Here is a 24,781-nt window from a genome sequence, read left to right on the forward strand (position 1 = left end):
ATGTAGTTACTGTCTCCCCTGAGGGCAAGCCATCTGACGTTTACTTTAAAAACATAAAGTTAATAATTATTTCTTGCGAAATAGTTAAACGAAATTCTTCAGCCGGAATAATGATTAACGCTTGGTTTTAGTGATTTTTGTTGCCTTGGCGGGGTTACCGGCAACAAATTCCAGAGTGGGCGAGTAGTAAAACGGCAACCAGGCGTGGAAACTGCTTTCCCACTCCCACTTGACCGGGCAAGGCCACAAAATATCTTCGTGCAGAATATAGTAGACCCATCGCCCATGCGGACGGCGGGGTTTGGCTGTGCGCATAGACCCTGACTTCTTTGGCACAGGTAGCCGTTGTTCCATATGAAATTCTCTTTGTCATCAGGGGCTACGGAGTGGCAAAGGTCAAATTTAACATGGACGGCGGTCGGCAAGCCATCTTTCCCGCAGGGACATCCGTCCGCTACGACATACAACTGTCATTAATTATTCATACCAGATAAATACGCGCCAGCTAGGGTGAGCAGAACTCGCCAATTCAAGAAGCGCCATGAGCTATTTATCACTTTGTAACATCAAGAAAACCTGGGGCGATAAATCCGCGCTGGATGACGTCAGTTTTGACGTAAAAGAAGGTGATTTTGTTGCGCTGCTGGGGCCTTCCGGCTGCGGTAAGTCTACCCTGCTACGCACCCTGGCCGGGCTGGAGTCCGCTGACAGTGGCACAATTGAGATCCAGCAACGTGACGTGACCGCCCTGCCGCCATCGCAACGTAAGTTATCGATGGTATTCCAGTCGTACGCGCTATTCCCCCACCTCAGCGTGCGTGAAAATCTGTTGTTTGGCCTGCGCGCCAGAGGGGAAGACAAGCAACACTTTGCAGCCCGGTTAGCCGATATCAGCAAGCTAATGGAACTGGAGCCGCTGTTGGATCGCTTGCCGGCGCAGCTTTCCGGCGGGCAGCAACAGCGTGTGGCGCTGGGCCGGGCGGTGATCGCCCAGAACAAACTGTGCCTGATGGATGAGCCCTTATCCAACCTGGACGCCAAGCTGCGCCAGAGCATGCGTCGGGAAATCCGTGCGCTACAGCGTAAGCTGGGATTGACCATGCTGTATGTCACCCACGATCAAACCGAAGCCATGAGCATGGCAGACAAAATCATTCTGCTGAACGATGGCCGCATTGAGCAGCACGACACCCCAGACAACTTATATAACGACCCTGCCAGCATTTTCGTCGCGCAATTTATCGGAGCGCCACCGATGAACATCATCCCGTTAACGCGCAAAAGTGATGGGTTTCATATTGGTAACGCCCCGCTACCGGTCGTCTTTGGTAGCCAGGAAATGGCGCTGAGCCTGGGGATCCGCGCCGAAGAGATTAGCCTGTGTGCTCCGGGCAGCGGCAATCTTACCTGCCAGGTGCTCAGCTATGAATATATGGGTGCCGATACCCTCGTCGTTTGCCATCTGCCGGCGGTTCAGGGGCAAATCACGGTCAAAACTCCCGGCATGCAACACTTTACCGAAGGCAGCCTGGTCGGTCTGCAATGGGCCGGGCACGCGCAGTACCTGTTTTCCTCCGGTGGTGAGCGTTGTCACGCCATGGAGCAGGCTTTTCAGCCAGTGACTCATCAATACGCCGTTCAATAATCAAAAAACATCATTTTATTTCAGGGGAATACCATGTCCGTCTCGATCCGTTTATCCAGGTTAAGCGCTGTCATCCTGTTACTGGCCGGTGTGACGCTTTCTGCCCAGGCGGCAGATGCCGTAAAACTGCAAATGTACTATCCGATCGCGGTCGGCGGCAAAATCAGCCATACCGTTGAAGGCCTGGTGGCAGATTTCGAAAAATTGCACCCGGATATTAGTATTCAGCCGGTCTATACCGGTGACTATGCCACTACGGTGACCAAGGCATTAACCGCATTCCGTGGCGGTAACGCACCGCAAATCGCCGTAATTGGCGATATTGAAGCCTATTCGCTGATCGACGCCGGAGCCATTTTACCGGTCAGCGATCTGGCCAACGATCAGGCAGGCAAGGCCTGGATCGATGGCTTCTATCCGGCATTTATTCGCAAAATCCAGGGTAAGGTCTGGGGCATTCCGTTCCAGCGTTCTACCGTGGTGCTGTACTGGAATAAACAGGCGTTCCAGCAAGCCGGGCTTGATGGCGAGATCCCACCGGCCAACTGGCAGCAGGTGGTCGATTTTGGTCAGAAACTGGTCGTTCGCAACGGCAACGAAGTTAAACAATGGGGAATCGAGATCCCTTCAACCCCGATTGGCTATTGGACTTTCCAGGGCATTGCCGCCACCAATGGCAGCCATTTGGATAACGGCAAGGGTACGGCGGTGACCTTCAACACCCCGGCCAACGTTGAGGCATTGACCTGGCTGAGCGATTTGGCGCAGAAATATCAAGTCTCGCCAAAAGGTGCCATTACCTGGAGCACCACGCCGCAGGACTTTATCGACGGAAAAACCGCCATGATGGTGACCACCACCGGTAACCTGACTACGGTACGTGAAAACGCCAGGTTCCCGTTTGGCGTCGCCATGCTGCCGGAGAAAACCCAACGCGGCAGCCCCACCGGCGGCGGCAACCTGTACCTGTTCAAAGGCACTAACCCGGCTCAACAACAAGCCGCCGTGACCTTTATGCGCTGGCTCTCTGCGCCGGAACAAGCCGCCCGCTGGAGCATCGCCACCGGCTATGTAGCCACCTCACCGGCCGCCTGGGAAACCGACACCATGAAAGAATATGCCGTCAACGTGCCGCAGGCGACCGTGGCGCGAGAACAGTTGAAATATTCACAACCCGAGCTTTCAACCTATAACAGCGTGCAAATTCAGGAGTTGCTCAACCGCGCGGTGGAAGCCGCAGTGACACAGGGTAAAACTCCGGCGCAGGCGCTGGAAAGTGCACAAAAACAAGCCGACCGCCTGCTGCAACGCTACCAATAACCGGAGCCGGCATGACCCAAGCACATTCTGCCGCACCCGCCGCTGCCCATAAGCGCTTTTCTTTGCAGCTTTATGGTTATCTGCTGGTCCTGCCGGCGTTGGTTTTTCTGATCACCTTTACCCATTACCCGGCTTTGGCCACGGTGTGGGAAAGCCTGTTCAGCGCGGCGTACAATAACCGACCGGCCCACTTCGTTGGGCTGGAAAACTACCGTGCCTTGCTGGACGACGAAACCTTCATGCTGGCGCTGCGTAATAACCTGTTATATGCGGCCATCACCATTCCTCTGGCGGTAGGATTGGCACTGCTGATGGCGCTGGCGGTAAACCGGCGCATGCGCGGCACGGCTTTTGCCCGCGCCGCCTTCTTCATTCCTTCGCTGCTGCCGATGGTGGCCATCGCCAATCTGTGGCTGTTTTTTTATACCCCGCAGGTAGGGTTGCTGAATCAGTTGTTGGCCATGTTTTCGCTGCCTGCGGTCAACTGGCTGGGGGATCCCCAATCCGCGTTGTATTGCCTGATGGCGGTATCGGTATGGCGCGAGGCCGGTTTCTTTATGATCTTTTATCTGGCTGCCCTACAGCAGATTGATCCCAAACTGGCCGAGGCTGCCGAGATAGAGGGGGCCTCACGCAGCTACTTCTTTCGCCGCATCCAGTGGCCGCTGCTGATGCCGACCACGCTATTTATTCTGATCAATGCTTCGATGAATGCTTTCCGCATTGTCGATCAGGTGATTGCCATGACCAACGGCGGGCCGGACAACAGCACCAGCCTGCTGCTGTTTTACATCTACCGCACGGCATTCAGCTATTGGGATTTGCCCTACGCCTCGGCGATGACCGTGGTGCTGTTGGTCATTTTAGCCAGCATCGCGTTAATTAAATTCAATCTGCTGGATAAGCGAGCCCACTACCAATGAGCCTTTCCATCACGTCCTCGCCGCCGCGCAGTATTTCGCTACGCCGCCTTTGTTGGTGGCTGCTTACCTGGGGGGCCGCAATTTTGTGGGTGTTCCCGATCCTGGTTGCCACCTGGGTGGCTATTCATCCCGCGGCCGATCAGGGCGGTTTTTCATTGTTTTCGCCGTTAACTGCCCAGAACTTTATCAATGCCTGGCATGCCGCGCCTTTCGGCCGCTATTTCCTCAACACCATCATGCTGGTGCTGCTGATTGTGTTCTGCCAACTGATATTGGCCACCATGGCCGCCTACGCTCTGGTGCGATTCAGGCTTAAGGGGGCGGGCCTGTTGTTTGCTTTGGTGCTGCTGCAGTTGATGATCAGCCCCGATGTGTTGATCCTGAATAACTACCAGACCATTGGCGCGCTGGGGCTACGCGATACGCTTCTGGGGATCGCCCTGCCTTACTTTGCCTCGGCATTTGCCATTTTCCTGCTGCGACAGACCTTCAAAAGTATCCCGCTGGTGCTGGAGGAAGCGGCCATTGTCGAAGGTGCCAGCCGGTTTTACATCCTGCGCCGCATCTATATCCCGCTGGCGAAACCGGTGTATGTCGCTTTTGCGCTGGTCTCAGTCAGTTTCCACTGGAATGATTTTCTCTGGCCGTTGGTGATCACAGACTCGGTTAACGTACGGCCGCTGACCGTCGGGCTGCAGCTATTTTCAGCGCCAGAGCAAGGTGTGCAATGGGCGTTGATCGGTGCGGCGACGCTGATGACCTCCCTACCTTTGCTGGTGCTGTTTCTGGTGTTTCAGCGTCAGTTCGTTCAATCCTTTATGCGCGCCGGCATTCGCTAGCGCTGAGTGGGTAACCCATGACTTCAAATCTCACCGCAGCACAGTCTCTGGCCCTGGGCCAGGTCAGTTCGCTTTACCAGCACCCAGCACTTTCCGGGCAATCACAACCGCCAGGGCCCCTTCGCTTTGGGCTAATTGCCGATCCGCAATATGCTGATGCCGATCCCAATCTGGAATATAACCGTTACTACCGTAACAGCCTGAGTAAGCTGAGCCAGGCGATTACCGAACTGAATGATTTGCCGCTGGCCTTTGTTGCCACGCTCGGGGATTTGGTTGACGATAACTGGAGCAGTTACGCCGAGTTATTGCCGGTATACGGGCAGTTGCTTCATCCCCATGCGGTGGTGTTGGGCAACCATGACGCCGACGTCATTTCCCGTCACCTGGCGGCTCATTCCCCTGCGCTGGCGTTGCCCAAGCACTATTATCAATTCAGCCTTAACGGCTACCGTTTTATCGTGATTGACGGTAACGATCTGAGTCTGTATTGCAATCAGGCAAACGGTGACGAGCGCGCGCAGGCGCAGCAGCTGCTGGCCCGCATCCGTGCCGAGCATCAACCACAAGCACAAAGCTGGAACGGCGCCGTTGGCGATGAACAACTACGTTGGCTGGAATGCAGCCTGGCGGATGCACAAAGCAAAGGCGAAACCGTTGTGGTGTTCGGCCACTATCAGCTGGCACCGGCCAATGAACACAACCTGTGGAACTGCGATGCGCTGGTGGCCCTGCTGTGCCGTTATCAGGTTCGCGCCTACTTTGCCGGCCACTATCATTTGGGGGATTATGTGCGGGTGGAAAACACCGACTTTATCACCTTAAAGGGCATGGTCGATGGTGACGATTTGCTGCCGTTCGCTATGGTTGAACTGGCAGGCGAGACACTTTCGGTCACCGGCTATGGCCCGGAAATCAGCCGGGTGCTGGTGCGTTAGATTTTTGCTGCCGGTCGCAATCAGGACGCCAGCCCGCCGCCGCCTGCGTAAGGGGTTTTACCGGCAATCTTCATCACCTCGGCCCCCAGGGTGACAAAAGGCGTCTGGCGGCCGGCATAAATCAGTCCACCCGCTTTAGCGCGCACTGCTTTTACCGTATCGGTGATCGGGTCAACAATTTCAGCTACCGCCTCATCCGCTTCCACCCACTCCCCCGGCTGGCGTAGCAACAACAGAATGCCGCTGGCGGGTGCGGTAACAATCTCCCCGGCAGCAAACGGCAACATGGCGACCTCAAGCTGCGGTATCGCCGGGGAAGCACCGGCAACGGCACCGCGGTGCTGTAAGTATCGATAGAGTCGCTCGGCGTCACCGCTGGCCAACGGATGGCTGATATCCCGCTGGCCGCGTAACTCCAGCGTGACCGCCATACAACCTGGTGTCATCCCCTCAAGGGCGGGATGCTCTGCGGCCAGCCGGTGCCAAGGCAGGCCGCAGGCTTCATCGAAGGAGCCACCACCGCTGTCTTGCGAAAGCAGCACCGCGCCCATATCCATAAAGCGGGCCAATGTTTCCGCCTGTTCGCTCCAGGCCGGGTCGGCGTACATATGCAGGATCGCCCGGTCGTCGCAGTGCAGATCCAGCACCACATCCGCATCACAGGCCAATAGCAACAGTTGCCTGCGCAGCGCCGTGACTTCGCTGGTGTCTGGCACCGCCTGTAAAACATGGCGCATAGCGGCACGCACCTGCGGATGCGCGGGTTCTGTGGTATTGAAATCCTGCTGCTGCAACAAGCGGGCTAAATCAGGAAAATCACGGTTAAAATTGCGGCCACTGACCAGATCAAAGCGCCCTACACCCGCGTTGAGCAGCACCTGCGCCAGCCCTGGCGGGTTGGCTACCGGGACAAGAATTATTTCACTTTGCAGTTCACCACGCCGTTCCGCCTGGCTGAGCAATCTTTTAAGATAGTGCAGCACCAGCATGCCGGGCAGTTCATCGGCATGCAGACCGGCCTGCAGGTAAATTTTTTCGCCTTTACCCGGCTGGCCGAAATGAAAACTGGTGAATTGGCGCTGCCCACCCAGGGCATGTTCAGGTAACTTATGCTGTTTACTTTTCATTGGACGCCCTATCTGTGGAAAAGAAAGCCCGGCTTGATCGCATCGACAAAAAAATCCTTGAAATACTGTGCCGGGATGGCCGCATTTCGTATCAAAAACTGTCCGAACAGGTCAATCTGACCGCCCGCCCTTGCCTGGAGCGAGTTCGCGGGCTGGAGCGCGACGGCATTATTCGTGGCTACAGCGCCATTATCGAATTGCCGGAGCCGGAACATGCGTTTGTGATCCAGGCGCAGATCGCGTTGGCCGACCACGGCCACTCCCAACCGGCGTTCGAGCAGGAAATGCGCAATACCCCTGAGGTGCTGGACTGCTGGCTGGTCAGCGGCAACTTCGATTTTCTGGTGCGTATCGGCTGCCGCAGCATGGAAAACTATCGGCTGCTGGCCGATACCTGGCTGACCAGCAAAAAGTTTCGGGTGGATAAAATCGTCACCCTGACCGAGCTGCAGTCGATCAAACGCTCCTGAACGGCATCAATCGCGGCGGATAAAGGCCAGCCAGCGACGCTCCGCCCGTGAAAACATGAAGATCAGCAGGAAAGTACACAGCAGGTAGAGCGCTGCCGCCATCAGGAACGGAATAAAGGGTGAATAGGTGGCGGCATAAAAGGCCCGAGCCACGCCGGTGATATCCAGCAGCGTGACGGTGCTGGCCAGCGAGGTGGCATGCAGCAGGAAGACCATCTCGTTATTCAGCGCCGGAATGCCGCGGCGCAGCGTTGCCGGCAGCACCAGGCGGCGGATGATCTGCCATTGGCTCATGCCATAAGCCTCACCGGCAATCCACTCCTGACGCGGGAAGGTCTCCATCATGCCTGCCAACAGCTGGGCAACGTAAGCGCTGGTGTTGAGTACCAACGCCAGCGTGGCGCAGAAAGTGGCGTCGCGAAACAGCAGCCAGAAAGGCTGGTCGTTCTGCCAGCCCAACTGCACCACGTCGAACTGTGACAGGCCGTAGTAAATCAGCATCAACTGCAGGTAAAGCGGCGTACTGCGGAAAAAGTAAGTCACGCTGCGGATAATCCACGACAGCGGGCGCGGGCCATAGACCTGGCCGACAGCCATTAGCGCCGCCAGCAGCAATCCCGGCACCACCGATAACAAGAACAGTTTGGCGGTCATCGCCAGCCCGGTCACGTCGGAACCGTCGCTCCACAGAAAGCTCGGTGCCGCATCCAGCATATTTTGCAGATTCATCAGCGTGCTCCTGCCGAATGTGAGGAAGCCAACGCGTAACGCCGTGCCAGTCGGCTAAAGCCCCAACTGGAGACGGCGGTAATCGCCATATAAATCAACGCCACCAGGAAATAGAACAGGAAAGGCTTTTGCGTGGCTCGCCCGGCCTGCTCTGCCAGCCAAACCATGTCCTCCAGCCCGAGGATCGACACCAGCGCCGAGGCTTTCATCAGCCCAAGCCAGTTGTTGTTGATGCCGGGAATGGCAAAGCTCAGCATCTGCGGCAACAGTACGCGGCGAAAAACCTGGCCCGGCCGCATGCCATAGGCCATTGCCGCCTCAAGCTGGCCACGTTCCACGGTAAGAAAGGCGCCGCGAAAGGTTTCGGTGTAGTAAGCGCCAAACACAAAGCCAATGGCCAGCACGCCAGAGATGAAGGTGTTAAAACGCAGCGGCCCCAACCCCACCAGGCCAAGCAAGCCGTTGACCAGCATTTCGCCGCCAAAGAACAGCAACAGCATGATCACCAACTCGGGAATGCCGCGCACCAGCGTGGTGTAGCCCGTCGATACCCAGCGCAACCAGCGCGGACCAAAGAGTTTGATCAGCGCATTGATCATGCCGAGCGTCAACGCCACCGCCAGTGAAACCAGCATCACGCACAGCGACAGCAACGCGCCATGTGCCAGCAACGGTAAATACTCTGCGACCATTCATGGCCTCCCCTGGGTGACTGGATCCGAGCCGGTTTAGTTGCCGTAAATGTCGAAGCTAAAATACTTTTTCTGGATCGCCTGATAAGTCCCGTCGGCGCGGATCGCCTTGATAGCCCCGTTTAGCGCATCGCGCAGCGCCGGATTGTCTTTCCCCACCGCAATGCCGACGTCGGAAGAAATGCTGCTGTCTTCAATGACCGGCCCGGCGAAGGCAAACTTCTGCCCGCGTGGGGTATCGATAAAGCTGCTGGCGGCCTGAGTGTTGTCCTGCAGTGACGCATTAATGCGCCCGGACATCAGATCCAGATAAACATTATCCTGGTTGGCGTAAGAGACAATTTTCACCCCTTTCCCGCCCCAGTGCTGTTTGGCATAGGCCTCATGAATTGAACCGGTCTGCACGCCAACGGTTTTGCCTTTCAGGCTGGCGACGTCCGGCAGCAACGCGCTACCTTTACGTGCCACCAACTGGGCAGAACTGCGGTAATAGCGGTCGGTAAAATCGACCTCTTTCTTGCGTTCATCGGTAATGGTTAACGACGCGATAATGGCATCAAATTTATGGGCGTTAAGCGCCGCAATCATGCTTTCAAAGGGTTGTTTGACGAACACGCATTTGGCATGCAGCTGGCTACACAACGCATTGGCGATATCGATATCGAAACCGGTGATCTCACCGCTGGGTGCCAGCACGTCGAACGGTGGATAACCGCCGTCAACGCCAAAGCTGATGGTGTCGAAGGCCTGAGCCGCGGCTGGGCCGCCCAATGCCAGACTGGTCAGTAAAACTGCTAATGTTTTTTTCATGGCTGAGATCCCCGGTAAAAGAAAGTGTCAGAAACGCAGTGACAGACAGGTCAGGCCGCCGTCCATTTTTTTAAATTCGCTGGTGTCGAGTTGCACGATGGGCATGCCCAGCTTTTCGATTTGCGCCAGCGTTTGCGGGTAACCTTGCGGGGTGATCAGCGTATCGTTGATCCACAGCGTATTACCGGCGTAGGACTCCGCTTCCGCAATGACGATGCGGTTAAAGCCGCTAAAGGCAGCATGGTGCTGGTAGTCTTCCGTCAGCAACAGAGTGTTGCGACCCACGTAATTGACGATCGATTTCAGGTGCAGCCCGGCGCTCACCTCAATGGCCGTGACCCGATAGCCATAGGGTTCTACCGCCGCGGCAAATTCGCCAATACCGGCCTCATCGGTGCGAGACGTCAGGCCGACAAAAAACTGGCGACCGACCAGCAGCACGTCCCCACCATCAAGATGGCCGCGTTGGCTCATCCGCACCACCGGGCGTTCCCCTTCGAACAGTGGTGCAATGGTGGCCACTTCGCCCTGGCGGCTTGGCGCACCCGGATGGGTGATCACCGCCAGCTCCGGCATCACCACCGCCGTGTCTTCAACAAAGTGGGCGTCAGGAAATGCCGGAGCCGCCGGTAACACTGTCACTTTTAACCCCAGGCGGAGCAAAGTGTCCACATAGGCCAAAAACTGGCGACCGGTGACGGCAATATCCGGCGCCCCCAATTGGGCGGTGGTCTGGCCGCTGGCGCAGCTATCGGCAGGGAGTCGGGCAATGGCTTGAGTAAAGTGCATGGGCGATTCTCTCTGTTGAAAAGGACGGTCACTGTTGTTTCGATTATCAAACAGATAGCCTTGTCAAACAGGCTGAATCCGCCCATTGGCACTCTGGATTTGCGCTGTTTATTATCCCAGCGACGACCTATTCTGCTGCGCTCAGTGCAAAACCGGCCCTTTCACCGCAGGGGCGCATGTGCACCGCTGATGCGTGGCATCACTTCTTTCATCAGCTCAAGAAACTTACGCAAGCGCGCCGGATAATAACTGGCGTACGGGTAAAGCAGATAGATTGGTAAAGGTGCAGCGCGCCATTCCGGCATCAACGGCGTCAGCCGCCCTTGTTCCAGATCCTGTGTGACTACCCAGGATGACAGCATCGCCACCCCCACGCCGTTCAATGCCGCTTTGCGTATCGCATAGAGACTATCGGTGCTCAACCTGGGCGCAATGTCAAAACGGCAGCTTTCGCCACTGACACTGTGGGTCAAGGTGACCTCGTTGCGATAAAAACTGTTTAGCGCCAGCCAGGGCAGCCGCGCCAAATCCCCGATCGTCCCCAACGGCGCATGCGTTGCCAACAGCTCTGGGGCTGCCACCACAATACGCGGTACCTCCGCCAGCAGCACCGCAACCACGGAAGGATCGGTCACCGCCCCGACGTGGATAGCGCAGTCGACCCCTTCAGGAATAAAATCGGGGGAATGATCGTTGAGCGTCCACTCCACGCTGGTCTGGCTATAGCGTTGCAGGTAATCCCCCAGTGGCCCAATCAACTGATCCTGACCAAAGGCATGGGGTGCCCTTACCCGCAAGACACCGACCGGCTCATCGCGCGATCCGCGCAGTTCATCTTCCATGATTTGCCATTGCTCAATCAGCTTGCGTGCGTGCTGATAGCACCGTTCGCCATCATCCGTCAGCTTCATGCTGTGGGTGGTACGCTGGATTAATTTAACGCCCAGCAGTTGTTCCAGCACCTGCAAGCGCCGACTGACGGTGGGTTGTGATGTGTGCATTTGCGCTGCCGCCCCCGAGAGGCTGCCGCTGTCAACGATGCGCACCAGGGTTTGCAGCATGGCTATGCGGTCACCGTTAGGAAATAGGTTCTTATTCATACCTATTACGTATAACAGTTTTACCTGCGCAGGGGCTACAGTTTATGGCGAATACTGGCAAAAATAGCCGCACTTAACCACGATTGGAATAACCACCATGAGCCAGACTTCGCCCGTCCAACACACCACCTTTCCGGCCAGTGCGCTTTCAGCCAAAGTTGTCTTTCTGCTGGCTACCGGCGCCGGTCTGAGCGTAGCGTCAATTTACTACAGCCAGCCGATGCTCGGTATTATGGGCAATGAATTCCACGCCCGAGTGAGTGACGCCGGCATGGTGCCTACGCTGACCCAGGTAGGTTACGCGGTGGGGATCCTGCTGCTGGCCCCGCTGGGCGATCGCCACGATCGTCGCCAGATCATCCGCATTAAAGGCGTGCTGCTGGCGCTCACGCTGCTGCTTTGCAGTTTTTCTTCATCCTTCCCGTTGCTGTTGCTCAGTAGCCTGGCGATTGGCCTGGCCGCTACCGTGGCGCAGGACATTATCCCTGCAGCCGCCACGCTGGCTTCTGATGCTAACCGGGGCAAAACGGTGGGCACGGTGATGACCGGTCTGCTGGCCGGCATTTTACTGTCGCGGGTGTTCAGCGGCGTGGTGGCGGAATATTTCGGCTGGCGCAGCGTTTACCTGCTGGCGGCACTGGGCGTACTGGCGATCACCCTGGCGATCGGGGCGGTACTGCCACGCTTTAAACCCAATACCACACTGAGCTACCCGGCACTGCTGCGTTCTTTAGGCAAATTGTGGGCAGACTACCCGGAACTGCGGCGCGCGGCGCTGGCGCAAGGATTGCTGTCGGTGGCGTTCAGTGCTTTCTGGTCGACACTGGCGGTGATGCTGGCGGAGCGCTATCAACTGGGCAGCGCCGTCGCCGGGGCTTTTGGTCTGGCAGGCGCTGCCGGTGCCCTGGCTGCTCCCTTAGCAGGGATGCTGGCCGATCGTCACGGGCCGAACTACGTCACTAAAATCGGGGCCGCCATGGTGGTAGTTTCATTCGCCCTGATGTTTCTGCTGCCGTTACTGCCGATCCCCGCCCAGTTGACGTTGATTGCACTGAGCGCGGTAGGTTTTGACCTCGGTATTCAGGCTACGCTGGTGGCGCATCAGACCATTATTTACGCCATCAACCCGGCGGCACGCAGCCGTCTCAACGCCATCATGTTTACCCTGGTGTTTGTCGGTATGGCCAGCGGCGCGGCTCTGGGCAGCAAGATCCTCGAAACTGCCGGTTGGCCGGGCGTGGTGGCACTGGCTACTCTGGCGGCCGCAGGCGGGCTGGTACTGAGAATGTTGGCCAAGCCTGCTACACCCGCCACAGCCTGAGTCATAAAGCCGCAGTGAAAACTGCGGCTTTATGGGGTTGCCACGCTTATTTCGAGTTGGCCGCCATAAATTGGGCCAGATTATCCCGGGTGATAATTTTATAAGGCACCCAGTTGTACGGCTCGGTTTTTTGCTTTTCCAGCAGCGCTCTGGTCACCTGCACCGCCCCGGTGGCTTGCCCCTTGGCGTCCTGGAAGATGGTCAGCGTCATACCGCCATTTTTGACAAACTGCTGACCGTCCGGGGTACCGTCAATGCCCGCCACCAAAATGTTTTTATTTTTGGCCTGATTCAACGCCATGATGGCACCAATCGCCATTTCGTCATTGTTGGCGGCGATGGCGTCAATCGGGCGGCCGTTCAACAACCAGCCGGACACCACATCCACCGCCTCATTGCGCTGCCATTTGGCGGTCTGTTTCTCCAGCACCTTCATGTCTTTATACTTGGCGATCACCGCTTCCACCGCCCGCGTGCGTTCGCGAGCCTCTTCGTTGGACAGTGCCCCCATCAGGATCGCCACGTTACCGCGGTAGTTCATCTGTTTCGCCAGGGCTTCCATCTGCATCTCACCGCCCGCCGCCGAGTCGGACCCAACGTAGGCCATCGCTTTGCCCAGTTTCACCTCTGGCTTGCGGTTGACGAAAATCAGTGGAATGTTGGCGCGTTCGGCCGCATCCATCATCGGCTTCACGCCCTGGGTATCGACCGGATTAAGAATAATCGCGTCCACCCCGAGGTTGATAAGGTCATCCACCTGCTGCACCTGCAGCGCCACGTCCCCTTTGGCATCGACAAACTGCCCGTCCATATTCAACTGCTTGAGTTCACTGACCATCTGCGAGCGCAAAATAGAGACAAAGTTAAGATCGAAATTGGCCAGCGCTACGCCGACCTTATAGGTTTTCGCCTGGGCGCTGAAGGCCATGAGCATGCTCAGCAATATCAACAACACGGTTTTGGTTTTCATGGTGACATCCTGTAGGTTGAGGTATGTTTTTTTATTTACATCAAGGGATCACTGCTTATCCCGGGCAACAGGCCAATACCCGGTTTGCTTCGGTTTATAGGGTGAAATGGTCGCGGAACTGTTGCAGCGCCTCGGTGCTGTCACCGGATGCCCAGCCTTCCATCGCCACCACCCCCTGATAGCCCATTTCATCCAACGCGCAGGCGATGGCTCGGTAGTTAATTTCGCCGGTACCGGGTTGTTTTCGCCCCGGCACGTCAGCCACCTGGATTTCACCGATTGCCGGACCACAGCGACGGATCAGCTCAATCAGGTTGCCCTCGCCAATTTGCGCATGGTAAAGATCGAGGTTCATCTTCAGCCCCGGTCGATTAACCGCCTCCACCAAAGCCAAAGTGTCGTCGGCTTTGGCAAAAGGCGTGCCCGGGTGATCCAACGGCAGGTTGAGGTTTTCCAGCGTGAAAACTTTACCGGCCTGCTCCCCCATTTGTGCCAATCGGTTTAACGTATTGGCCGCCTTCAGCCACATCGCGCCCGTCACCACTGCCACCGGTTTCACCGGCAGCCCTTGCGAGTCCAGACCGGTACCGTGCAGATTCAGGCTCGGGCAGTTCAAGCGTTGCGCCACCGCCAGCGACTGCTCGGCGCTTTGCAACAGTTGAGCGATGTCCTCTTCGTCGGTCAGATTGCCGCTGAGATAGCCGGTCATCGAAGTAAAGTGCGCTCCGGTAGCCACCAAAGCATCAAGGTCTTTGTTGGCCCAGTTCCAGATTTCAACGCCGAAACCCAGCGCATCAATACGCGTCACTCGTTCTACAAACGGCAGGTCGAGAAACACCATTTCGGCACAAACGGACAGCTGAAAACGCGCCATTATTGATCTCCCAACGTGATCGGTTTGCCCTGCTGCACCGACGCAATACAGGCCAGTGCGATTTCCAGCGCATTGCGCGCGTCCTGACCCGTCGCCCGAGGCGTTTGTCCTTGCTGAATGCATTGGGCGAATTCAGTCAATTCCGCCACATAGGCGTCGTGCAGCAGATCGGTATCCTGGCGCGAAGTCTCAATGGCGATGCCACCGGCGTGATAACGCACGCAGTTATTCAAATTGATATTGCCCGCCTGCAACATGCCTTTACTGCCAAACACTTCACCGCGTACGTCATAGCCGTAAACCGCCTGGAAATTAGCCTCGGCCGTCGCGATAGCGCCGTTCTCAAAGCGAATAGTGACTACTGCAGTATCCAGCAACCCCTTGTCCTTGAAGTCCGGACGCACCAGCGCATCCGCCAGGGCATAAACCTCTACCGGTCTGGCACCGGGGTTGAAGTGCAGCAAGGTGTCAAAATCATGGATCAGGGTTTCCAGAAAGAGGGTCCACGCCGGGATCGCCGCCGGATCGCGCAACTGCGGGTCACGGGTGACCGATCGGGACAACTGGGTGGTACCATTTTCGCCCGATTTGACGGCGGCAATGGCCGCAGCAAAACCGGTGACAAAACGGCGATTAAAACCCACCTGCAGCACCACACCGGCCTGATTGGCGGCGGCAATGGCGCAATCTGCCTCCTCCAGCGTGACGGCCATCGGTTTTTCACAGAAGACGTGTTTACCTGCCCCGGCCGCCGCTATCACCCACTGTGCATGGGTACGTGCCGGAGAAGCGATAACGACGGCATCAATGGCCGGGTCATCCAGCAGCGCCTGCAAATCGCTATAGGCTTTAACGCCAAGACGTTCCGCCAGCCGCTGTGCCGCCCCTGGTAATGGATCGGCTACCGCGGCCAGTACCGCGCCCGGCACACGCCGCGCCAGAGACTCTGCATGGAAACTGCCCATTCTTCCGGCACCAATCAGACCAACGCGCAGGGTTTGGGGTAAATGGCTCATCGTGATTCCTTATGTGGGTAACGCCCTTGCGGGCAACAAGTTCACGGAGGGTATTGCAAAGGGGATGCCAGCTTAAAACGCGGGGAATTTGTGAGGCGTTGCACAGATAGCCATAACAAAGTGACAACTAAATTGACATGTCAATTTCACATGTCAATAAAATGGACATTACATTCCAAATCGGAGTTGCCCATGCATACCGCCGCCGGCCTGCTGCCAATCAAAGATGAGAGCGATCCGATCTTCAGCCTGCCGGACGGGCCGGAGGCCGGTGAATGGGACAGCCTGTTTTGGCAAGGCTGGCAAGCATTTAACGAAGGAGGTCAGCCGGGCTGGATACGCAAATCAATCCTGCAATCATGGCGGCGCTCGCGCGAGTACGGTATTGACCCCGATGAGTTCGTCTATCACTCACCGCCGGCAGAACAGCTAAAGGCCATCCTGTTGCACAACGCCGGGCTGATTAGCGTGGCGCGCAGCATCATGGAAAATCTGTTGGCCTACAACCCCGACGGCCACATCAACCTGACCGATGCCCACGGCGTCACCCTTCACTACTGCGGTGCGGACATAACGCCGGTCGGCAGTATTCTGCGTGAAGAGGTTCAGGGCACCAACTGCACCGCGCGCTGCCTGCTGGAACAGCGCCTGGTGTATGTGTTAAGCGGTGAAAACTGGAAGATGGGGCTGCGCCAACGCCATCGTCAGTGCGCAGCGGCACCGGTACGTAACGCCGAGGGAGCGATGATAGGCGTGCTGACGCTCACCGCTACGCCGGATAATTTCAATGCCCACACGCTGGGCACCGTGCAGGCGGCGGCGGAGGCCGTCGGTCAACAGCTCAGGCTGCAGCAGCTTCTGGCAGAACAGCAGTCCATTCTGGAAACCCTGAATGAAGGCGTGATGGTTTGCGATCGCCAGGGCCGCCTGAAAACCGTCAATCGCTATGCCCGCCAGATTTTTGACGGTCTGGAGCCGGGCAACGAATCGATCGATGATCTGCTGCGCCCACAGTCCGGCTCGCTGCTGACCATGCCATTTTGTAACGATCGTGAAATGGTGTTTATGCCAGCCGGTAAACCGGCGCTCTCCTGCGTGATTTCATTGATGCCTGCGCCGGATGACGGTCGGGTGCTTTCAGTACGTGAGAATCAGCGTATCCGTGCCATTACCCGCCGCGTAATGGGGGTTAGCGCCAGCTATACCTTTGAGATGATATATGGCCACTCCAACCGTATGCGCGAAGCCATCATGCAGGCGCGTACCTGCAGTCGCAGTGACAGCACGGTACTGTTGACCGGAGAAAGCGGCACCGGCAAGGAACTGTTCGCGCAGGCGATCCACAACGCTGGCGGGCGTTGCAACGAACCCTTTGTCGCCGTCAACTGCGGTGCCTTACCGCGTGACTTGGTACAGAGCGAACTCTTTGGTTATGTGGACGGTGCTTTTACCGGTTCGCGCCGAGGGGGAGCCGCCGGCAAGTTCGAACTGGCGGACGGGGGCACCCTGCTGCTCGATGAAATTGGCGAAATGCCGTTGGAAGCGCAAACCAGCCTGCTGCGCGTGCTGCAGGAAAGCGAAGTGTTGCGCATTGGTGCGGCGCAGCCGGTAAAAGTGAATGTGCGTATCATTGCCGCCACCCATTGCGACCTGGTGCAGGCGGTAGAGACGGGCGCGTTTCGCCGCGATCTGTATTACCGTTTGAACGTGCTCTCAATCCCGGTTCCGCCGCTGCGTGAGCGCCGGGACGACATCGCCGGTCTGGTTAACGGTTTTATTCACAAGCTTAGTGTGCGGATGAAAAAAGTCCCGCCGCAGGTTTCACCACAGGCGATGGCCTGCCTCAACGCCTGGCATTGGCCGGGCAACGTGCGCGAGCTGGAAAACCTGGTGGAGCGAATGGTAAACCTGTGTGAAGGATTACTGATTGACGTAGGCGACCTGCCCGAGGATATCCGCCGCATTGCCCCTGAGCCGGCCCCGCGCCCCTCCAGCCGGCTGGAAGAGCATGAGCGCAGACATATCATTCAGGTGATTGAAGCCAATGGCGGCAATTTGAGGCAGGCAGCCCAGATGCTCGGGCTGTCGCGCACTACGCTGTACAATAAAATCAATAAGTGGCAGATCGATCTGACGCTTTTGCGCCCCTGAGTGCTGTAAAAACAGGCAACTTCGCACTCAGGTACCCAACCCGGTTATATTTTTGTCTGATTAACGCGTGCGGACAACGCCTGATGGCTTTCCTTCCGCTCGCTGTATCTGTCTGCAAGATAGTCAGTCTGTCCCTTCAGCAGCAGGGTTATTTTGAACAACTCCTCGGTGACATCGACGATGCGATCGTACCAGGAAGAGGGTTTCATCCGCCCGTTATCATCAAACTCCTGCCAGGCTTTCGCCACTGAGGATTGATTGGGAATAGTGAACATCCGCATCCATCGGCCAAGAATGCGCATCTGATTCACCGCATTGAATGACTGCGAACCGCCGCACACCTGCATCACTGCCAGGGTTTTGCCCTGAGATGGGCGAACAGCACCTTCGCTTAACGGGATCCAGTCAATCTGGGCTTTCATTACTGAACTCATCGCACCATGTCTCTCTGGAGAACTCCAGACCATACCCTCACACCACCTGACCAGTTCACGCAGCTCAGCAACTTTCGGATGTGTTTCTGGCGCATCGTCAGGCAGCGGCAGACCCGATGGGTTAAAGGTTTTGACTTCGGCGCCCAACGCGGTCAGCAGGCGCCCTGCCTCCTCAGCAGCAAAGCGGCTGTATGAACGTTCTCTTACCGAACCATACAGGATCAGGATCCGTGGTGGCTCTTGCCGATGCAGACGCTCGGCAATTTGCTTATCAAAGCACTCTTCGTTCAGGGCGGGAAATTGCTCCACTTTTTTGTTCCTCATTATTTACACGCGGTGATTTTAAATCTGATACATATGAATTATCATATGTGTAATTTAAACGTATTGAGGTCCAAAATGCTACAGCCCGTTCAACTTTTCAAAATTTTGTCGGATGAAACACGACTGGCCATCATTATGCTTCTCAGAGAGTCGGGGGAGTTATGCGTTTGTGATATCTGCGGGGCCACGTCAGAGTCACAGCCTAAAATATCCCGCCATATGGCAATATTACGCAACGCAGGGCTGGTCATTGATCGTCGTGAAGGGAAATGGATCCACTATCGACTCTCGCCACATATCCCTGCCTGGGCGGCAGAGACCATCACGGCATCCTGGCAGTGCCTGCGTGAAGATGTTCGCGGATGGCTGGCGCAATCAGCGACATCCTCCTGTTAAGCCTACGGAACACATTGCTTTAATCATATATAACGGAGTCTGACATGTTACTGGCAGGGAGTCTCTTTTTACTGACGCTGGTTTTGGTCATCTGGCAGCCCAGAGGGCTTGGCATTGGCTGGAGTGCGAGTATTGGCGCCGTGCTGGCGTTGTTCTGCGGCGTCATCCACCTTAATGACATTCCTGTCGTCTGGAATATCGTCTGGAACGCCACAGCGACGTTTATCGCGGTGATCATCATCAGCCTGCTGCTCGACGAGTCGGGCTTCTTTGAATGGGCCGCACTGCATGTTTCCCGCTGGGGCAATGGGCGAGGACGTTTGCTTTTCACCTGGATTATATTGCTGGGGGCGACGGTCGCAGCGTTGTTTGCCAACGATGGTGCAGCGCTTATCCTGACGCCAATCGTCATTGCCATGTTGCTCGCGCTGGGGTTCAGCCAAGGAACAACGCTGGCCTTCGTTATGGCAGCCGGGTTTATTGCGGATACGGCCAGTTTGCCGCTTATCGTTTCAAACCTGGTGAATATTGTCTCTGCTGACTTTTTTCAGCTCGGTTTTACGGAATATGCGTCGGTCATGATCCCCGTGGATATTGCCGCTATTGCCGCTACGGTGGTCATGCTGCATCTCTTTTTCCGCAAGGACATCCCGGCGACCTACGACATAGCGCGACTGAAAACACCTGCCAGCGCCATTAAAGACCCGGCAACCTTTAAAGCCGGCTGGATTGTCCTGGTACTGCTGCTGGCGGGATTTTTCGCGCTTGAGCCATTAGGCATTCCCGTTAGTGCGATTGCCGCAGCTGGCGCTGTCGTCCTGTTTGCCGTGGCGAAAAGAGGTCATGCCATTAATACCGGAAAAGTGTTGCGAGGGGCACCCTGGCAGATCGTTGTCTTCTCTCTGGGGATGTACCTGGTGGTCTACGGGCTGCGAAATGCGGGGCTGACGGAATATCTTTCCAGTGTTCTGAATGTGCTGGCAAATGAAGGACTATGGGCTGCAACATTGGGTACCGGTTTCCTGACGGCATTGCTGTCGTCAGTTATGAATAATATGCCTACCGTGCTGATTGGCGCATTGTCGATTGACAGCAGCACGGCTTCCGGCGTCATCAAAGAAGCAATGGTTTATGCCAACATCATAGGCTGCGATTTAGGTCCAAAAATCACCCCTATTGGCAGCCTTGCCACACTGCTGTGGCTCCATGTACTTTCACAAAAAAATATGACGATCACCTGGGGATATTACTTCCGCACCGGCATCATCATGACCCTGCCCGTTCTGTTTGTCACTCTGGCCGCGCTGGCGTTGCGGCTCTCCGTTACTTTCTAATGAGATATTGATATGAGCAACATTGTCATCTATCACAACCCGGCCTGTGGCACCTCACGTAACACGCTGGCGATGATCCGCAACAGCGGTAACGAACCGACGATTATTTATTATCTCGACACACCACCTTCACATAATGAACTGGTTAAACTTATTGCGGATATGGGAATTACCGTCCGTGCGTTGCTGCGCAAAAACGTTGAACCCTATGAGCAGCTTGGCCTGGATAATGGATTATTGACTGACGCGCAGCTGATTGAATTTATGCTTCAGTATCCGATCCTGATCAATCGTCCCATCGTCGTCACCCCCATGGGTACCCGATTGTGCCGCCCTTCCGAAGTGGTGTTGGATATCCTCCCAGAACCGCAACAGGCCGCATTCACAAAAGAAGACGGTGAAAAGGTGACCGACCAGGCGGGCAATAGAATCAAGCCGGAGTAAAGGCCTTAAAAACGGTGGGCTTAGCCCACCGTGACTGATTTAAACAATAAAGTCGGTGGCCGTATTCGCTTGCCCGACAATATTAACCAGGAAGTCCGGGTTCGCCTGGCCATTTATATTTAGCGCCAACTCACTTAAATTACTTTGTGAGTCATAGGTTAGCAATGCCTCCCCCGCCTGCCCGCTAAAAGCGTCGACGAAGTGAATAACGTCTGCGCCTTTATCGCCATGATTAAAGAAGGACAAATCAATTTTGTCGATGCCGGTTTCAAAGTCCAGGATTTTATCCGGTGATTTGAACGGTGAATCACTCACCGCAGAGAAAACAAAGATATCTTTGCCGCTGCCACCGAATAACTGATCTTGCCCGCCGCCACCGTAGATAACGTCATTACCCGCACCACCATGGATAATATTGGCCGCATCATTGCCGACAATCACATCATTACCTGAACCACCAATGGCATTTTCAATCACAGCGCCTATGGCGATGGAAACGTTGCCCTTCAACCCGCCGACGTCAGAGAAAGAGCCTTCCGTCAGATTGATACGCTGGTTCTGCGCATAGCCCGAGAAATCAAGCGTATCGTTGCCACCGGCATCCCAGACTGAGAACACCAGCTTCTGGTTGCTGTCCGTCAACGAGTAGAAATCCCGCCCGGTATTGGAATTGAACCCGTACACCGTGTCCCCAGTGCGCGTAGTGGTATTGGCACCATAGAGATACTGAATAGCGGCAATATCGTCAACCAGCGGCGCGGCGGCAAAGTGACCGCCGTTATCACCACCGGTAAGGGAGTCATCCCAATAGCTCATTACGCTGAATTGGCGCGTATCCTCGGCGTAATTCGCCATGCTGTAGTTGGGTGGATTATTTTCATCAGCATTATATTTTCCTGGATGATCCAGACCCAACGTATGCCCCAGTTCATGGGTGATACTCAAACGGCCATAGTTACCCAACTCAGGGTGCAGATTAGCGTAAACCCCATCCCGGGGATCCGCGTAATCGTAATTGATGTTGAACCAGCTTTGACCATCGGTATTATGCCCTCGATAGTCGTTACCCGCCCCGCTGAATGGCTTAATTGCATAAGCCTGGCCAGAACCCTCATAATTTCCGAAGGTAATATTCGACTTTTGATCCGGGGCAACTTCAACAAACTTAAGGTTAGCTACATCAGCCCAGGATTGCAGCGAAAGCTTGGCCTGGGCTTTTTGCTCTGCGGTAAAGGCGCTAAGGCCGGTATCTTGATTATTGGAGCCAAATCGGAAATTTAAATTACTCTGATTATAATCCCAGTCAGGGAACGAGTAAGTGACGGTAGCGCCTTTGCCGGTGACATGAATGCCATTCCAGGTCTGCTCACTACGCGCTATTTGCTTGCCAGCCTCTTCCACACCAAAAGAAGGCTTATTATTGATGATTAAATTATTCCCTCTATTATGATAATTCAGCAAATCATTAACATCATCCCAACCGCTGGCCTTTCCATTTATAAAATTATCCATGTCCATCTCCAGTAGGTTAATTCACTTCCGTTATATAGAAATAAAATTTCGATATATAGAATTACTGCAACATCATACTAGCATTTAAATGCTAGTATGATTTCCAGATACCTCAATATATATTTGATGAAATAATTTATGGCGGAGTAATCATCTTTTAAATATCTAATTATCGGGGCGAATAACCCAATGGCACCGACCAGTGATAATCCAGGGAGAGGCCACCCTTAATCGAGCGACCGCCACTTGCCATTGGCCGGGCCTGTTGCGCTATACTGTGGCCCACTTTTTGTAACGAACTCAAATGACTATGGAACGCTTTCTAGAAAATGCCATGTACGCCTCTCGCTGGCTACTTGCCCCGGTTTACTTCGGCCTGTCGCTGGCTTTGCTGGCGCTGTCGATAAAATTCTTCCAGGAGATCATCCATGTTCTGCCGAACATTTTCGCCATAGCCGAGGCGGATTTGGTTCTGACGCTGCTGTCATTGATCGATATGGCGCTGGTAGGCGGACTTCTGGTGATGGTGATGTTCTCAGGCTATGAGAACTTTGTTTCGCAGCTGGATATCAGCGACGACAAAGAAAAGCTGAGCTGGTTGGGCAAAATGGACTCCACTTCGCTAAAGAGCAAAGTGGCCGCGTCAATTGTTGCTATTTCCTCCATTCACCTGCTGCGGGTGTTTATGGATGCCAAGAATGTGCCGGACAATAAGCTGATGTGGTATGTGATCATCCACCTCACCTTTGTACTTTCCGCCTTTGTGATGGGCTATCTCGATAAGCTGACACGCGACAAAAAATGATCCCCCGTTAGCCGTCATCCTCCGTTGGCGGCTAACCACCCTCCCGTTAAAACCTAATATTAATCAATACATTGATTCGAATTTTAAGCCTTTCTTTTTGGTGACGTTGTCACTAATAAAGCTTTATCCGCTTATATGCCTAATTTCACTTGGTGCATACAATGATAATAACATTATAATGTTATTATACTTCGACAGGCACAGACGCCGGCACAAGCTGAGCGTTGTCCCGCTGACAGGACCCTAACCAATCATGCCGCTCAATGGTAAACCACTACAGTTTCAGGATGTTCAATCTATCCTGCCGCATCGCTTCCCCTGTCTGCTGGTTGACCGCATTCTGCCTGACGGCACAGCCGTTGCCGAAGGCCGCTTGAGCGCCATCAAAAATATCACTGCCAACGAACCGACCTTCTGGACTGGCCACCACCAGACCACGGTATTTCCCGGCATATTAATGGTGGAGGCACTGGCGCAGACCACTGGCCTGTTGGCGCATTATTTTCTCAGCCCGCTATTACCCGGCGAACATTACTATTTTGCCGCCATTCACCACGCTCGTTTTTATCGATCGGCACGCCCTGGCGACCAACTTCGTATGGATGTCGCCTTTGTCCGGCAGCGTTCCGGCCTTGCCCGCTTTACCGGTCGTGCCACGGTAAATGGCCGCCGTATCTGTACCGCCGAGTTTATGTGCGCTCGTAAGTAGCACCGCCGTTTTTTGCTGGAGGCTTAAAGAAATGACTATGTCTATGGTTGATAAATTGCTAAATAGCCTGGATTTTTCTCCTCGTGGCCAGGTGATTGCTCGCGAGCAAGACCACTGCGGTGAAATTATTGTCTCTGACCACAAGGGCTACCGAACCCTGCGTTTTGACGGCATTTGCGAACAGAGCAAAATGTGCATCGATGCGCCACAGGTACCGGTTCACAACTACATCAAAACCATGCTGATGGCCGTGGCCTGGCAACCGCCTTCGGCAGCGCTGATCCTGGGGTTGGGCGGCGGCGGTCTGGTACGGGCACTACATGCCTATGACCCCAATATGCTGCTGGAAGTGGTGGAACTGCGCGAGGCGGTGGTCTCTGTCGCGCAAAGTTATTTCACCTTACCCACCGACGACAGGGTTGTCTTGTGCGTTGCCGATGCGGGCGATTTTTTACGAGCCCCGGTAACTCGGATGTATGATCTGATTTTTTCCGATCTCTACAGCGCCTTCAGCATGGATCCGCAACAGGGTACGCAAAGCTTTCTTCAGCGGTGTGCCGGACGGCTTTCACCGCAAGGTTGGCTGGTGCTGAACTACCATGAAGTGCCCGATGAAGATTCACTGCTGTACCACAGTTTGCACCGGGTGTTTAACAGCGTGTTGTACTGCGTTGCGCCCAGCGGCAACGTGATTATCTATGCCACATTGGCTGAAATCGAGACGCCGCTAAACCTGCTACGCCGCCTTAGTGCCGAAGTCGGGCCGAGTTTTAACTGTGACCTCGGCTACCTGTCACGCAAGATTGAACGTTTGCACTTTAGCTGAGCCGGTACTGTCATTTTACTATTATCATTTGATTATTATTCTCTGGAGTCACCATCATGGAAAAGAAAACGGCGCGCCTGACCGTACTCATTGATCCTGACAAGAAAAAAGCGTTGGAAGAGCTGTGTTTGCAACAGGACGTCACCCCCTCCCAGGTGATCCGCCAGCTGATACGCGACTATCTGCACAAACACCAGGTGGAATATCCCAGCCAGCCGACCCATTCCAATCCGCGCGTGGATAACGCCTGAAGTCAGATAGCGTACCCGCACGCCCTCTGATC

27 protein-coding genes are annotated in these 24,781 nt (G+C 55.2%); 15 read left to right on the top strand and 12 right to left on the bottom strand.

Features of this window, described 5'->3' with window-relative positions; translation table 11 throughout:
• Positions 1-114: 114 nt before the first annotated feature.
• The gene (locus tag OCH02_RS05675) at positions 115-315 is read right to left on the bottom strand and encodes a hypothetical protein (RefSeq protein ID WP_153860444.1); all 201 of its coding nucleotides are present in this window, start codon (positions 313-315) and stop codon (positions 115-117) included.
• A gap of 226 nt (positions 316-541) precedes the next feature.
• Here OCH02_RS05675 and OCH02_RS05680 point away from each other — a divergent pair, with 226 nt between their 5' ends.
• The 5 genes from OCH02_RS05680 to OCH02_RS05700 are packed head-to-tail and all read left to right on the top strand — an operon-like array spanning position 542 to position 5,665.
• Positions 542-1,645 (top strand): ABC transporter ATP-binding protein, encoded by a 1,104-nt coding sequence (locus OCH02_RS05680; RefSeq protein WP_261430319.1) that lies wholly within the window; start codon positions 542-544, stop codon positions 1,643-1,645.
• Between the two features lie 33 nt (positions 1,646-1,678).
• Positions 1,679-2,965 (top strand): ABC transporter substrate-binding protein, encoded by a 1,287-nt coding sequence (locus tag OCH02_RS05685; RefSeq protein WP_261430320.1) that lies wholly within the window; start codon positions 1,679-1,681, stop codon positions 2,963-2,965.
• Between the two features lie 11 nt (positions 2,966-2,976).
• Entirely contained in the window at positions 2,977-3,888 is a 912-nt protein-coding gene (locus OCH02_RS05690; protein WP_261430321.1) for a carbohydrate ABC transporter permease, read from the top strand.
• Positions 3,885-4,727 carry a carbohydrate ABC transporter permease gene (locus OCH02_RS05695; protein WP_261430322.1) on the top strand — a complete coding sequence of 281 codons (843 nt, stop codon included), beginning with the start codon at positions 3,885-3,887 and terminating at the stop codon, positions 4,725-4,727. The genes OCH02_RS05690 and OCH02_RS05695 overlap by 4 nt, the downstream gene beginning before the upstream one ends.
• A gap of 17 nt (positions 4,728-4,744) precedes the next feature.
• Positions 4,745-5,665: a metallophosphoesterase gene (locus tag OCH02_RS05700; protein ID WP_261430323.1), complete on the top strand. Its 921-nt coding sequence runs from the start codon at positions 4,745-4,747 to the stop codon at positions 5,663-5,665.
• 20 nt (positions 5,666-5,685) lie between these two features.
• Here the strand turns inward: OCH02_RS05700 and OCH02_RS05705 are convergent, their stop codons facing one another.
• A complete protein-coding gene (locus OCH02_RS05705) occupies positions 5,686-6,792 on the bottom strand; it encodes a succinylglutamate desuccinylase/aspartoacylase family protein (protein ID WP_261430324.1) in 1,107 nt (368 codons plus the stop codon).
• Between the two features lie 14 nt (positions 6,793-6,806).
• Here OCH02_RS05705 and OCH02_RS05710 point away from each other — a divergent pair, with 14 nt between their 5' ends.
• Entirely contained in the window at positions 6,807-7,262 is a 456-nt protein-coding gene (locus OCH02_RS05710; RefSeq protein WP_085116755.1) for an Lrp/AsnC family transcriptional regulator, read from the top strand.
• A gap of 6 nt (positions 7,263-7,268) precedes the next feature.
• Here OCH02_RS05710 and OCH02_RS05715 read toward each other — a convergent pair whose 3' ends face one another.
• The 5 genes from OCH02_RS05715 to OCH02_RS05735 all read right to left on the bottom strand — a co-directional run bounded on the left by OCH02_RS05715 (position 7,269) and on the right by OCH02_RS05735 (position 11,382).
• Positions 7,269-7,991 carry an ABC transporter permease gene (locus OCH02_RS05715; RefSeq protein WP_261430325.1) on the bottom strand — a complete coding sequence of 241 codons (723 nt, stop codon included), beginning with the start codon at positions 7,989-7,991 and terminating at the stop codon, positions 7,269-7,271.
• Positions 7,991-8,683, bottom strand: a complete 693-nt coding sequence (locus OCH02_RS05720) for an ABC transporter permease (RefSeq protein ID WP_261430326.1) — start codon at positions 8,681-8,683, stop codon at positions 7,991-7,993. Before OCH02_RS05720 ends, OCH02_RS05715 begins: the two co-directional genes overlap by 1 nt.
• A gap of 36 nt (positions 8,684-8,719) precedes the next feature.
• Positions 8,720-9,493: an ABC transporter substrate-binding protein gene (locus OCH02_RS05725; RefSeq protein WP_261430327.1), complete on the bottom strand. Its 774-nt coding sequence runs from the start codon at positions 9,491-9,493 to the stop codon at positions 8,720-8,722.
• 27 nt (positions 9,494-9,520) lie between these two features.
• A complete protein-coding gene (locus OCH02_RS05730) occupies positions 9,521-10,282 on the bottom strand; it encodes a dimethylarginine dimethylaminohydrolase family protein (protein WP_261430329.1) in 762 nt (253 codons plus the stop codon).
• 161 nt (positions 10,283-10,443) lie between these two features.
• Positions 10,444-11,382: a LysR family transcriptional regulator gene (locus OCH02_RS05735; protein WP_261430330.1), complete on the bottom strand. Its 939-nt coding sequence runs from the start codon at positions 11,380-11,382 to the stop codon at positions 10,444-10,446.
• Between the two features lie 97 nt (positions 11,383-11,479).
• Here OCH02_RS05735 and OCH02_RS05740 point away from each other — a divergent pair, with 97 nt between their 5' ends.
• Positions 11,480-12,703, top strand: a complete 1,224-nt coding sequence (locus OCH02_RS05740; RefSeq protein ID WP_261430331.1) for an MFS transporter — start codon at positions 11,480-11,482, stop codon at positions 12,701-12,703.
• Positions 12,704-12,749: 46 nt separating this feature from the next.
• On the opposite strand, the gene OCH02_RS05745 is transcribed toward OCH02_RS05740, so the two are convergent.
• The 3 genes from OCH02_RS05745 to OCH02_RS05755 all read right to left on the bottom strand — a co-directional run bounded on the left by OCH02_RS05745 (position 12,750) and on the right by OCH02_RS05755 (position 15,563).
• Positions 12,750-13,673 carry a substrate-binding domain-containing protein gene (locus OCH02_RS05745; RefSeq protein WP_261430332.1) on the bottom strand — a complete coding sequence of 308 codons (924 nt, stop codon included), beginning with the start codon at positions 13,671-13,673 and terminating at the stop codon, positions 12,750-12,752.
• A 94-nt stretch (positions 13,674-13,767) separates the two neighbouring features.
• The gene (locus tag OCH02_RS05750; protein WP_261430333.1) at positions 13,768-14,547 is read right to left on the bottom strand and encodes a TIM barrel protein; all 780 of its coding nucleotides are present in this window, start codon (positions 14,545-14,547) and stop codon (positions 13,768-13,770) included.
• On the bottom strand, positions 14,547-15,563 hold the full coding sequence (locus OCH02_RS05755) for a Gfo/Idh/MocA family oxidoreductase (RefSeq protein ID WP_261430334.1): 1,017 nt from the start codon (positions 15,561-15,563) through the stop codon (positions 14,547-14,549). The genes OCH02_RS05750 and OCH02_RS05755 overlap by 1 nt, the downstream gene beginning before the upstream one ends.
• 192 nt (positions 15,564-15,755) lie before the next feature.
• On the opposite strand from OCH02_RS05755, the gene OCH02_RS05760 reads away from it, so the two are divergent.
• Positions 15,756-17,714, top strand: coding sequence for a sigma-54-dependent Fis family transcriptional regulator (locus OCH02_RS05760; protein ID WP_261430335.1), 1,959 nt, complete (start codon positions 15,756-15,758; stop codon positions 17,712-17,714).
• Between the two features lie 44 nt (positions 17,715-17,758).
• Here OCH02_RS05760 and arsH read toward each other — a convergent pair whose 3' ends face one another.
• A complete protein-coding gene (gene arsH / locus OCH02_RS05765) occupies positions 17,759-18,457 on the bottom strand; it encodes an arsenical resistance protein ArsH (protein ID WP_261430336.1) in 699 nt (232 codons plus the stop codon).
• Between the two features lie 90 nt (positions 18,458-18,547).
• Between arsH and OCH02_RS05770 the strand changes: the two genes are divergently transcribed.
• The 3 genes from OCH02_RS05770 to arsC are packed head-to-tail and all read left to right on the top strand — an operon-like array spanning position 18,548 to position 20,646.
• Positions 18,548-18,868, top strand: a complete 321-nt coding sequence (locus OCH02_RS05770) for a transcriptional regulator (RefSeq protein WP_012145119.1) — start codon at positions 18,548-18,550, stop codon at positions 18,866-18,868.
• 44 nt (positions 18,869-18,912) lie between these two features.
• Positions 18,913-20,202 carry an arsenic transporter gene (locus tag OCH02_RS05775; protein ID WP_261430337.1) on the top strand — a complete coding sequence of 430 codons (1,290 nt, stop codon included), beginning with the start codon at positions 18,913-18,915 and terminating at the stop codon, positions 20,200-20,202.
• A gap of 12 nt (positions 20,203-20,214) precedes the next feature.
• Complete coding sequence (arsC, locus tag OCH02_RS05780) at positions 20,215-20,646, top strand: glutaredoxin-dependent arsenate reductase (protein WP_261430338.1); 432 nt, start codon at positions 20,215-20,217, stop codon at positions 20,644-20,646.
• A gap of 39 nt (positions 20,647-20,685) precedes the next feature.
• Here arsC and OCH02_RS05785 read toward each other — a convergent pair whose 3' ends face one another.
• The gene (locus OCH02_RS05785; protein ID WP_315899153.1) at positions 20,686-22,158 is read right to left on the bottom strand and encodes a serralysin family metalloprotease; all 1,473 of its coding nucleotides are present in this window, start codon (positions 22,156-22,158) and stop codon (positions 20,686-20,688) included.
• Between the two features lie 310 nt (positions 22,159-22,468).
• Here OCH02_RS05785 and OCH02_RS05790 point away from each other — a divergent pair, with 310 nt between their 5' ends.
• The 4 genes from OCH02_RS05790 (at position 22,469) to OCH02_RS05805 (ending at position 24,749) form a co-directional block, all read left to right on the top strand.
• Positions 22,469-22,963, top strand: a complete 495-nt coding sequence (locus OCH02_RS05790) for a TIGR00645 family protein (RefSeq protein ID WP_012145114.1) — start codon at positions 22,469-22,471, stop codon at positions 22,961-22,963.
• Between the two features lie 253 nt (positions 22,964-23,216).
• The gene (fabZ, locus tag OCH02_RS05795; protein ID WP_261430340.1) at positions 23,217-23,672 is read left to right on the top strand and encodes a 3-hydroxyacyl-ACP dehydratase FabZ; all 456 of its coding nucleotides are present in this window, start codon (positions 23,217-23,219) and stop codon (positions 23,670-23,672) included.
• Between the two features lie 37 nt (positions 23,673-23,709).
• Positions 23,710-24,498 (top strand): spermidine synthase, encoded by a 789-nt coding sequence (locus tag OCH02_RS05800; protein ID WP_261430341.1) that lies wholly within the window; start codon positions 23,710-23,712, stop codon positions 24,496-24,498.
• A gap of 56 nt (positions 24,499-24,554) precedes the next feature.
• Entirely contained in the window at positions 24,555-24,749 is a 195-nt protein-coding gene (locus OCH02_RS05805; protein ID WP_012145111.1) for a ribbon-helix-helix protein, CopG family, read from the top strand.
• The last annotated feature ends 32 nt before the right edge of the window (positions 24,750-24,781 follow it).

This window comes from Serratia quinivorans, assembly GCF_946227985.1.
In the GTDB taxonomy this organism is placed as follows: Bacteria; Pseudomonadota; Gammaproteobacteria; order Enterobacterales; family Enterobacteriaceae; genus Serratia; species Serratia quinivorans_A.